Source organism: Streptomyces sp. NPDC058697 (genome assembly GCF_042715345.1).
GTDB classification, from domain to species: Bacteria; Actinomycetota; Actinomycetes; order Streptomycetales; family Streptomycetaceae; genus Streptomyces; species Streptomyces liliifuscus.
In genome coordinates, this window is sequence record NZ_JBHXSU010000002.1 from 358189 (window position 1) to 369399 (window position 11211).

Here is an 11211-nt window from a genome sequence, read left to right on the forward strand (position 1 = left end):
GGGGCCCCGCTCTGTGGAGGTCATCCGACCTTCCGCACGTCGAAACCGTAGATGTCGTTCGCGGCGAGGCGCTTGAACTCGGCAAGGCCCTCCGGATTCGCCGACAGCCGCCAGTCGGCGCGCGCCTTGTGGTCGAACCAGGCGAATCCGATGATGTCGGGTGCGGCCGTGACACCCTCGAAGAGAGCACGCACGTCACCCGCCCGGTGCCCGCCGGGCATGGCGCCCGTCTCCAGGACGAGCAACGGCTTGCGGGTGAACCCGCGTACCTCGGTCACGGTCGGCCCGAACAGGCCCTCGAAGGTGTGCGGGTCCCAGTCGGTGAAGTACCCGACCATGCCCACCCAGTCGACGTAGGAGTCGCCCGGATAGTAGGGCTTCAGGTCCACGCTCCCGCCGGTCGGCTCGATGATGTTCGGCGACCAGGCCCAGATCACATTGGTCGCGCCGACGTCCTCGAAGACGTCGTGGATGTGACGCCAGGCTCTGACGTACTCCTGAGGTGTGGTTCGGGTGGTCCCCCACGTCTCCCAGTTGCCGTTCATCTCGTCCGCGAAGCTGATCGCGACCGGGATGTTCAGCCGGCGCGCCGCCCTCGCGTAGTCCTTGAGGTAGTCGTCGGTCACGCCGTCGGCGATGTCGGTGAGGGAGGTGTCCTGCGCTTCCCAGGACACGACGGTCAGCGCGCCGACGTTCCAGGCGTTGCGTACGCCCGTGGCATCGAATCCGTCCCCCCAGGCGGCGTAGTACGCGATGAGGTTCGGCTTCTTGCCGACCAGCGCGGCGTAGTCGTCCACCGGCTTCATGGAGGTCGGGGCCTTGGGCCGGGAAACACCGAAGTACTTCTTCGGCGGCTGGATCAACGGGCGTACGTCATAGGGCAGTTCCTGGGGTGCCGATGCGGCCGGGGCGTGGGCGCTGTGGTGGGCGGTGGGGCCCCGCGTGCAGGCTGTCGCCGCAAGCGTGACGACGACGAGTGGCACGAGCAGGGAGGCGGCACGGGATACGCGCATCAGTTGGCTCCCAGCGCCCGAGGCTGTAGCAGGACCCGCCCGACGATCAGCGCGTAGAAGAGTCCGGAGGCCAGAAGGAGGGCGAAATCGGGCGCGTTCAGGGTGAGCACGCGCCAGGCCGCCGCACCCACCCAGACCACTGTGGTTCCGCCGCCCCACAGCCACAGGCCGATCCAGCGCCGTCTGATCCCGCACTTCTTCGCGCCGGAGGAGCCGGTGGCCTGCCAGCTCATGCGTCTGCCCCGCAGGAGGTCCCAGATCGCGAAGACGTGCGCCCAGCCGTACATCATGCGCGCCGCCCACGCCTCCAGGCGGTAGGGAACCCTGTGCCACAACGGGAAGACGACCGTGATGTAGAGGACGCTGGGCAGCACCAGCCAGAGGCTCTCGACCCTGGGCTTGTCCGGGAACGCCAGCAGCAGCACGATCGGGATCACGGGCACGACAAAGGTGAACAGGGCCGTGTGGATGTAGTAGAGGAAGCCGGACAGATAGCAGAGCCTGCTGGAGAACCGGATCCTGCTCTGCCAGAACTTCGAGCTGCCCAGCAGGCTCATCGAGCCGGCGCACCAGCGGTACTGCTGGTTGAAGAAGGCATCGGCGTTGTCCGGGCACACACCCGCCGACAGCGCCACCGGCACATAGCGCAGGTCCCAGCCCAGGCGTCGCAGGTCGAAGCCGGTGTGCACGTCCTCCGAGTGCTCGATCAGGGTGGTGCCGCCGTTCTCCTCCAGCGCCGCGCGCCGGTAGACGGCGCAGCTGCCCACGCAGATCGCCCCGTCGTGGTTCTGCCGGGAGACCTGTACGGCCCGGTAGAACAGCTCCTGGACCGCGCCGGCCCCGCGCTCGATCCAGTTCTGCGCGTTGAGTACCCGGAAGTACTGCGGCGACTGGACGATGGCGACCCGCTCGTCCGCCGCCATGTACGGGAGCAACTCCTCCAGCAGATCCGCGCGTGGCGCGAAGTCGGCGTCGAGGATGAGGATGTACGCGCCGTCCGTGCAGTCGAACCCGAAGTGCAGATTGCCGGCCTTCTTGAACCAGCCGCGATTGCTGCGGGTGTCGTAGCGGAAGCCGAAGTCGGCGGCCATGGCGCGCAGTTCGGGGCCGGCCGAATCGTCCAGGACAAACGGTCGGCAGACGCCCGGATAGTGGTCCGCGAGCGCCCGTACATGGGTCCAGGTGTTGTGCAGCACCTGGATCGGCTCACCGCACACCGGCAGGAAGACATCGACCGAGGGGTAGGTCGCGGGGCGCCAGTCGCCCACAAGCCGCTGATGCCGCGCGACGTCGAAATCGCAGCTGAACAGGTTCACCCGCAGCGAGATCACGTAGTAGAACACCGTGAACGTCAGCAACGGGGCGAACATCCACAGCAGCGGTGTGGAGGAGGCCAGTCTGAACTGACTCAGCGCCAGGCACCCCATGCTGACCAGCGAACTGATGGTCAGTACCGGCAAGCGCCGTTTGGCATAGGCATACTTTTCGGCGTCCGTCGGTGGTGTGGGCAGCAGACCCGGCGGCGCCGGCTTGCCGGCCGTGGGCCGGAGGGGCAGTTGCCGTCCCGTCCCGGGGCCCACCACACCGGCGGCCTCAATTGAGCTCATACGGATCTCCCAGACCGCCCGCCCCGCACCGAACGAGGCGACCTACCGGGAAATCTAGGTCGGGCTCCGCGGGCCATCGCAGTGGCACGGCGAACAAGATCCACACTTAACCCGAAGTATTGGAACGCTTACGCGAAATGCCGCATAACAATGAAAATGCCAACAACTTACTTGAGGCTCGGCAGCAGCCTCCGCTTGCTCCTCCACCGGCAGCCGACCACGTCACCGTCGGTGCGATCCCGCTCCGCCGCGACGGCTGCGTTCTCCAGACGGCCGGACGACCGCGAACGCCGGTGTGACGGGCAGCCCGTTCGGGCAGGGCCAGCCCGACGGCTAGGGGGAGTCCCCCAACGTCCACCCGCCGAGAGCAACGCAGGACGGCCTGAAGCCGACGTCCAGGTGAACCCGCAACCCGGACAAAACCGCCTCCTGCCACAGCCGCGTAACAGGGGCCGCACAGATACAACTCCCGTCTCACCTCACCGGTCGCACCTGATGTGTCGCACATGCGCGCCACGGCGGAACCGGTGCCGCCGGGCGCAACTCCTCACATCCCGACCCAAGTTGGAGTTGACCCGTGCCCAGAACGTCCCTGCCGACACGGCTTGCCGCCACCGCCGCGCTCCTGCTCGCCACAGGCACCCTGTCCGCGCCCGCCGCCTCGGCGAAACCCTCGGACGCCGCACCCGGCGACGCCTACGTGCTGACCGTGAGCACCAACCCGACCAGCACCGACTACGACAACCGCCGCGTCGACGTCACCGGCACGGTCACCAAGGCCGACGGCACCCCGGCGCCCAACATCCCTGTCACCATCCAGGAGGTCGTCCGCTTCACCACCTGGAATCCTTGGGGCGACCCGATCGACCCCAACTACTACGAGCCGCGCGACCTGGGCAAGCCGGTCACCGACGCCAACGGGAAGTTCACCATCCCCGACGTCGACATCGACCACGTGACCGGCAGCAGCCTGCTCAACGTCGAGCACGAAGTGCAGATCACGGCCCTCTACGACGAGGACGGCGACCTCAACACCCCGCAGGACGGCTACTTCGCGGACACCACCGTTTCCGCCAACGCCAAGTCCAGCTCCGTCACCTACAAGGTCAACAAGAAGAGGGTGAAGGCGGGCGACATCCTCACCGTCCAGGGCAAGGTCACCCTCCCCAAGGGAGTCGAACCCGAGGGCACCGAGGTCTTCCTGCAGACCTACTGGGAGCAGGAGTACGACGTGAAGACGACCGCCGAGGAGGACGGCTTCTTCGTGATGTCCGTGCGCGTCTCGGGCTACGACGACACGTTCGAACTGCGCACCGCTCCGACGGACCTCTACGTGGCGGGCGCACACCAGCCGCTCCCGATCACCAACACCTCCCTCCCCCGCACGTAACCCCCGGAGGAAGGGGCCTCGCGGATCCGGCGATGGGTCACCCCCGCGTGGACGGAGGTGACCCCTGTCCCGGGCCTGCGAGGCTACGGCGCTGCGCGGTCAGAACGGAGGCGAGTTCGACTGCAGTCTCCTACCGCAGCGGCTGCAGCCCCGTCGCTCGGCGAGCTGGTTCACCGGCCGCGCAGCGTCGCGTTGATGGTCCTTGCCGTTTGCTGAACAACGCCTGCGAGCCGGTCCAGGCTGTGAGCCGGATCCGTCACGAGGCACAGCGACGCCAGCGGGACACCCCCGGGGCCGTGCAACAGCGCCGCCACACAACACACACCCGCCACCAGCTCCTCCCGGTCGAACGCAACCCCCCGGTCCCGGATCGCCGCCGCCTCCCGGTGCCAGGACGCGGGCAGCGGACCCAGGGGCAGCTGAGGACTCGCCCCGGCCACCAGCACCTTGCCGGCCGCGGTGAACCACGGCCAGGCCATGTCGTTGAGCAAGGGCCCGAACACCTCATCGGTTTCGCAGGCCGTCCAGTCCAGGACCAGCGTCTGCCCTTCCCGCAGCACACTGAGCCCCACCACCGCACCTGTGGCGCGCGCCAAGCGACGTGCCGGCTCCCGCGCGGCGGATCGGAGCCCCGGATGCGGTTGCCACCCCTGCCCGAGCCGGAACAGCCGCGGGCCCATCCGATAACCCCCACGACATCGCTCCACCGCACCCAGCTCGACCAGCTGTTCCAGCAGCCGGTACGCGGTCGTCTTCGGCAGACCGCACTTCGACGCCAGCTTGGTCAGTCCGGCCTCGCCGGCCCGCTCCACCGCTCCCAGCAGCTCGAAGGCGCCCTCCAGTACGCTCCGCCCACTGCCGTCCGGCGAAGACGGCGGCCGGACCCCGGCGTACTCGGACCCGGGTTCGGGCGGCCGATCCAGCTGCCGCACCGATAACTCACCCATCTCCATCGCTGTCGCCCCCCGTTGTTCGTTCAAGCCCATCTCCCATATTCAGACTGAAGTCCGGGTGTGGGTCAGGACGTTGTCGATAGGTTGTCGCCCAGCACCGGCATGTGCGCAACAGGTGAAGCAAATCTGCACAGGGGGTGCGGGCGCCGTGGTGGAATTGCGACTTCTCGGTCCGGTGGAACTGTCGGTACGGGGCCGCACGGCGGAGGTCGGACCCCCACAACGCCGGGCCGTGCTGGCGGCGCTGGCCGTGGACACCGGCCGGCCTGTAGCGGCCGACGTACTGGTCAAACGGGTCTGGGGAACGGATCCGCCGGACGGGGCACGGCGCGCGCTGCATGCCCACATCGCCCGGATCCGCAGGCTGTGCGAGCAGACCGGTGACGCGGGGGACGTCCGGTTACGACTGGTGCGCCGGTCGGGAGGATACGTTCTGGAGGCCCGCCCGGACCGCGTGGACGTACATCGGTTCCGGCAACTGGTCGGCCGGGCCAGAGCGGCGGGGCGTACGGACGAGGCGCGGGCGGCGGCCCTGCTGCGCGAGGCGCTCGGCCTGTGGCGCGGGGAGCCACTGGCCGGACTGGGCGGGCAGTGGGCTGCGCGTGTGCGCGAGGCATGGCGGCGGCAACGCGTGGACGCTGTCGTCGGATGGGCCCACCTGGAGTCGCGCGTCGGCGATCCCGTCACCGTGGTCGGCCCACTGACCGAACTGCTCGGCGAGTATCCCCTGGTGGAACCCCTGACCGAGGCGCTGATGCAGGCGCTGCACGCCGCCGGACGCGGCGCGGAGGCGCTGGACTGCTACGCGTCCCTCCGGCAACGGCTGGCGGAGGAACTGGGCGCCGACCCCGGTCCAGGTCTGCGGGAGGTGCACGAGGCGATCCTGCGGGGAGACCTGCCCGGACCCTCCCCATGGCCGGCGCCCCAGGTACCGGCCGCCTCGGCTCCCACCGCCTCTCCCCCGCCGCGGCCGCCGTCGGCAACAACACCGTGGCCCGCCGGGACCCCCGTACAACTGCCCATGGGCGTACGCGGATTCACCGGCCGTGGTGAGGAGCTCGCCCGGCTTGAGGAGATCCTCGCCTCGGAGGCGGACCAGCCGTCGGCCGTGGTGATCTCGGCCGTGTCCGGCACCGCCGGGGTGGGCAAGACCGCGCTGGCCGTGCACTGGGCGCACCGGGCTCAAAAGGCCTTTCCCGACGGACAGTTGTACGTGAATCTACGCGGGTTCGATCCCGGCGGAACGGTGGTGAGTCCTGCCGAGGCCGTGCGGGGGTTCCTGGACGCCTTCGGGGTACCGGTGTCCCGTGTCCCGGCCGGCCTGGCGGCGCAGACCGGGCTGTACCGCAGTCTGCTGGCGGGACGACGGGTGCTGGTGGTGCTGGACAACGCCCGCGATGCCGAGCAGGTCCGCCCGCTGCTGCCCGGGGCGCCCGGCTGTCTGACCCTGGTCACCAGCCGGAGATCACTGACCGGGCTTGCCGCAGCCGAAGGGGCCCATCTGCTGACCGTCGGCCTGCTCGGTCCCGATGAGGCCCGGGAGCTGCTGACCGGCCGGCTTGGCGCGGACCGGGTGGAGGCCGAACCCGCCGCCGTACGGGAGATCGTCGGCCGGTGTGCCGGGCTCCCGCTCGCTCTGGCGATCGTCGCCGCCCGCGCCGCCGCCCAGCCGAGCCTCCCGCTCGCCGCGCTCGCCGAGGAACTGCGCCGGGCCGACGGCCGCCTGGACGCCCTGGACGGCGGGGAGGCAGCCAGTGAGGTGCGGGCGGTGTTCTCCTGGTCCTACCGCGCTCTCGGCACCGACGCCGCCCGGCTCTTCCGATTACTGGGCCTGCATCCCGGACCCGACGCCGCGCTGCCGGCCGTCGCCGCCCTGGCCGACCTACCGACGGCACGCCTTCGTGTCCTGCTGGCCGAGCTGGTCCGCGGACACCTGCTGACCGAACACACCCCGGGCCGGTACACCTTCCACGACCTGCTTCGCGCGTACGCGGCCGAACTGGTCGCCACGTACGACAGCGACGACGTCCGGCACGCCGCCGCACACCGGATGCTCGACCACTACCTGCACACCGCCCACTTGGCCGATGTCCTGCTGACTCCCCGGCCCAACCCGGCCCCCTTGCCGGCCGCCCGGCCGGGCGCCGCCCCCGAAGGGCTGTCGGACCACCGGCAGGCGCAGGCCTGGTTCACCGCCGAGCACCCCGTGCTCCTCGCCACCGTGGAACAGGCTCCTGCCGCCGGCTTCGACGAACACACCTGGCGGCTCGCCTCGGCGCTCACCACGTTCCTCGACCGGCACGGGTACTGGAGGGCACTGACCACCGTCCACACCGCCGCCCTGGAGGCCGCGCTGCGCCAGGGCGACAAGGCAGGACAGGCCGACGCCCACCGGGGTCTCGGGCTCGCCCAGGACCGGCTGGACCGTCCCGAGGACGCCCGCGCCCACTATCTGCTCGCGCTGGACCTGTTCGGCGAACTCGGCAGCCACGCCGGGCAGGCCCGCATCCACCAGCACCTGTCCCGGATGTCCGAGGCCCTGGGCCACCACGAGCAGGCACTCGGCCACGCCCGCCACAGCCTCACCCACCATCGGGCAGCCGACGACCGGGCCGGACAGTCCGCCGCCCTCAACCACATCGGCTGGATCCTCGCCCAACTCGGCGACCACGACGACGCCTTCGCGCACTGCCATCAGGCCCTCGGCCTGGCCCAGAGGACCGGGGATCTCAACGGGCAGGCACACATCCAGGACAGCCTCGGCTACATCCATCACCACCTCGGCCGGCACCCCCAGGCGGTCGACTGCTACCGGCAGGCCGTCGACCTGTTCCGCCAGACCGGCGATCGCCACAGCCAGGCCACCGGTCTCGTCTGCCTCGGCGACACCCACCACAGCGCCGGCGCCCCCGACGCGGCCCACGCCGCCTGGACCCAGGCGCTGGCCGTCATCGGCGAACTCGGCCTCCCTGACACGGATCCGCTGCGCACCGAACTCCTCAAGCGCCTCGGCCACCTGCCCGCCGCCGAAAGCCCCCGCCCCGGGCCGCCCCGGGCCCGGCAGCAGGCTCGTCCCGCATCGGCCTGAGACAACACCTCGAACGCGGAGAGCCATGGTCCGGTCCGCTGAACGGAACAGGACACGACAGACGGCATCCGACGGACCACGCTGTCCGTCAGACAGCCCCGCATCACGAAAGGGGATGCTGCTCCGCGGTCGGCGCGCGTGTGTACGTCGAGCAGCCGCGCAGCGAGCCGATGGTCGATGAGCAGGTGGCACTCCTCTGCCAACGGCTACGCGGTGGTGACCCATGCGGTGCCGCGGCGCATCATTCCCGGTCCGGGCGCCGTCGGGTTCGCTCGGGCCGCCGCGGAACAGTGAGCGTCCGTCCCACCCCACGACATGTCAGACCGCAAAAGGAGGAGTGCCGGTGGCGCAAGTCCAGAACATCGATCATTTGCGGCTCGAAAACCCGCCTCAGGTCGGGCCGGGCAGCACGGTCGACGTGACCAACGCGGACCTCGGCGTCTACCTGTTCCAGGTGCGGGCGGAGAAGAGGGTCGCCGGGAAGAGCCAGATCAGGTCCGTGGTGGGCACGCTTGAGGTGCACGACAGTTCGTCGACCGGTGGTTCGGGAACAGGTCCATCACGACGGCACTGGACTCCGGGACAGGGCGCGCACAGCCGTCGATCTACGCGAGGTTCAGTGACGACCGGACCGGAGCGGACCTGGTCGGAGGCATCGCGGGTCACGACTATGTCGTGCGGAGCCCGGGCGGTGCGTCCGTGGACGTCGCTTGCCGGGAGACGTCCCCGGCACACGACGCGGAGCGGGCCGAAGCGGTCCCAGAGCCTGCGTGAAGAGGGAATCGTGAGCACGTCGTCCACTCCGGAGTCGGTGATCTGGGATACGACCTACGCGTGTCCGCTGCGCTGCATCCACTGCTATGGCGGATCGGGTCGGCGGGCGGCCGGCCAGTTCGGTCACAAGGCCGCGCCCACCACCGGATCCTGCTGCCGCGCTCCGAGCCCGTCCTCGTACTCGGTGGCACCCGGGCCTCCGGAATCGACCGGCGGCTACCGGTCCGTCCTCGCCTGGGACCCCGCTCTCGGCCCCTGGACCCCGGCCGCCGGCGCGATCGTCGGCCGTTCCGGCCTCGGCGTGGTCGAGTTGGCCGACGATCGAGTCCTGGTCGCCGGCGGCGTCGCGGTCACCGGCGCGGCGGCCGGAAGTCCCGACGCCACCACGCCCGCGCGAACCGGAGAGGTGCTCATACCGTGACCCGGCCACAGGACTTCCGGCTCATGATCGGCGACGAGCCTTTCGACCCCATCCAGGTGCCGGCGGCAGCCGAAGGCCTCGCGCCGGCCAGGAAGCCGACGATCGTCCAGTTCGCGGCCTCCCTCAACGGGCCCGACGCCGACCGCCTGAAGGCCGCGTACGGCGTGAAGCTCGACCGGTTCATACCGAACCTGGCGTTTCTCGAACGGCTCGACGATGCGACCGTCGCGAGGATTCGTGCCGATTTCCTGGTGCGCTCGGTCATCGCGCTCGACCCGGCGTTGAAACTCGCGTCCTGGCTCCCCGCCACCGGCACGCCGCTCAAGTTGATCGCGACCCTGTTCGCCGACGCGGACCTGACCGCCGTCGGCGCGGCATTGAGTGCGCTGGGTGCGCGCGATGTCGTACTCACCGATGGCCGGCCTCTCGGCAGCGAGCGGTACGCCTCGTTCGCCCTGGACGACCGGGCCGTACTGCCGCAGGTCGTGGCCATCGACGAGGTGGTGTTCGTCGAGCCGGAGCCGGAGCGCGAGGTGACCGACGTCCCCTCGGCCGAGGTGTTCCAGTCGGGACGGACCGGCGGCCCGGCCGACGACACGATCTGGCGGCGCGGGCTGCACGGCGAGGGCCAGATCCTCGGACTCATTGACCAGGGCCGTCTCGACCTGAACCACTGCTTCTTCAATGATCCCGAAGAGTCCAAGGCGAATGAAGACCACCGCAAGGTCCTCGGCATGTTCGACCAGAACGACATCGGGGCGGACGACCACTTCATGTTCGTCGCCGGCATCGCGGCCGGCGACCAACGCGGCGCCGACGGCAAGAGCACCCTTCACGCGCACCGGGGTGGCGCGTACGAGGCCAAGATCGTCTGCAACAGCGTGAAAGACATGTTCCCGCCGATAAGTCGTAAATACGTGGAGCTTCTCGACAGAGGAAAGAGGGAGGGGGCGTTCATCCACAGCAACAGCTGGTCCGGTATGGTCACGGCCTACAATGCCGACGCGGTCGACGCGGACAGTTTCAGCTTCAAGAACGAAGAACACCTGATTATCGCCGCCGCGGCGAATACGAACGACGGGGGCTCGGGCAACGGCGCGCCTGGAATCGCGAAGAACGCGCTGTGTGTCGCCGCCGCTCAGGCCTTTCCCAACCACCTGACCTTCGGCAGCGGAAAGAACGGGCCGACCACGGACGGCCGGCGCAAACCCGATCTCATGGCGGTGGGCGCGGGCATCCAGTCCGCCCTCCTGAACCCGACGACCCCACCCAGCGTGTACTGCGACATCGGCCTCCCGAAGAGAGGCCCCACTCTTGCCGCCACCAGCTGGGCGACGCCGAACGCCGCCGCCGCGGCCACGCTCGTGCGCCAGTACTTCACCGAGGGGTGGTACCCCAACGGGAAGAAGGAACCACATCGCGGCGTCAAGCCGTCCGGCGCCCTGATCAAGGCGGTGCTGCTCAACTCGACGGTCAACATGACGGGCATCGCCGGCTATCCGTCCAACACCGAAGGCTGGGGACTGATCCAGCTCGATCGCACGCTCTTCTTCGAGAAGGATCCGCCCTCGTCCCGTCGTCTGTTCGTGAAGGACGCACGACACAGTTCCGGGCTGTTGCCGCAGACGAGTGCCACGTACCGCTATTTCGTCAGCAACAGAACCGAGCAGCTCAAGATCACGCTCGTGTGGACGGATCTTCCCGCGGCCAAGGGTTCCACACAGACGTGGCGGAACGCCATCAGGCTGGAAGTCGAGGACGCGCTGGGTGTCAAGTACCTGGGGAATGACATCGATCCCGCCAAAGGTGTTTCCAACGAGGGCGGAACAGGCCCCCAGGACTTCGTCAACAACGTCCAGATGGTCATCGTCGACAACCCGTTCACGGGCCCTTGGAAGATCACGCTTCGAGGCAGCTCTGTGTACGAAAAACAAGGCTACGCACTGGTCGTGTCGGGAGGATGAC

7 protein-coding genes are annotated in these 11211 nt (G+C 69.3%); 4 read left to right on the top strand and 3 right to left on the bottom strand.

Going from position 1 to position 11211, the window contains the following annotated elements:
* Positions 1 to 20 precede the first annotated feature (20 nt).
* Both ACFWXQ_RS06235 and ACFWXQ_RS06240 read right to left on the bottom strand, forming a co-directional pair.
* Entirely contained in the window at positions 21 to 1013 is a 993-nt protein-coding gene (locus tag ACFWXQ_RS06235; protein ID WP_383948761.1) for a glycoside hydrolase family 26 protein, read from the bottom strand.
* Entirely contained in the window at positions 1013 to 2620 is a 1608-nt protein-coding gene (locus tag ACFWXQ_RS06240; protein WP_383948764.1) for a glycosyltransferase family 2 protein, read from the bottom strand. The genes ACFWXQ_RS06235 and ACFWXQ_RS06240 overlap by 1 nt, the downstream gene beginning before the upstream one ends.
* 577 nt (positions 2621 to 3197) lie before the next feature.
* Between ACFWXQ_RS06240 and ACFWXQ_RS06245 the strand changes: the two genes are divergently transcribed.
* Complete coding sequence (locus ACFWXQ_RS06245; RefSeq protein ID WP_383948767.1) at positions 3198 to 4010, top strand: acyl carrier protein; 813 nt, start codon at positions 3198 to 3200, stop codon at positions 4008 to 4010.
* A gap of 170 nt (positions 4011 to 4180) precedes the next feature.
* Here ACFWXQ_RS06245 and ACFWXQ_RS06250 read toward each other — a convergent pair whose 3' ends face one another.
* Positions 4181 to 4957 carry an IclR family transcriptional regulator gene (locus tag ACFWXQ_RS06250; protein WP_383948770.1) on the bottom strand — a complete coding sequence of 259 codons (777 nt, stop codon included), beginning with the start codon at positions 4955 to 4957 and terminating at the stop codon, positions 4181 to 4183.
* A 157-nt stretch (positions 4958 to 5114) separates the two neighbouring features.
* On the opposite strand from ACFWXQ_RS06250, the gene ACFWXQ_RS06255 reads away from it, so the two are divergent.
* The 3 genes from ACFWXQ_RS06255 to ACFWXQ_RS06265 all read left to right on the top strand — a co-directional run bounded on the left by ACFWXQ_RS06255 (position 5115) and on the right by ACFWXQ_RS06265 (position 11210).
* Positions 5115 to 8051 (top strand): BTAD domain-containing putative transcriptional regulator, encoded by a 2937-nt coding sequence (locus ACFWXQ_RS06255; protein ID WP_386267666.1) that lies wholly within the window; start codon positions 5115 to 5117, stop codon positions 8049 to 8051.
* 784 nt (positions 8052 to 8835) lie between these two features.
* Positions 8836 to 9246 carry a hypothetical protein gene (locus tag ACFWXQ_RS06260; protein WP_383948776.1) on the top strand — a complete coding sequence of 137 codons (411 nt, stop codon included), beginning with the start codon at positions 8836 to 8838 and terminating at the stop codon, positions 9244 to 9246.
* 164 nt (positions 9247 to 9410) lie between these two features.
* On the top strand, positions 9411 to 11210 hold the full coding sequence (locus ACFWXQ_RS06265; RefSeq protein WP_383948779.1) for a S8 family serine peptidase: 1800 nt from the start codon (positions 9411 to 9413) through the stop codon (positions 11208 to 11210).
* Position 11211: the final 1 nt, after the last annotated feature.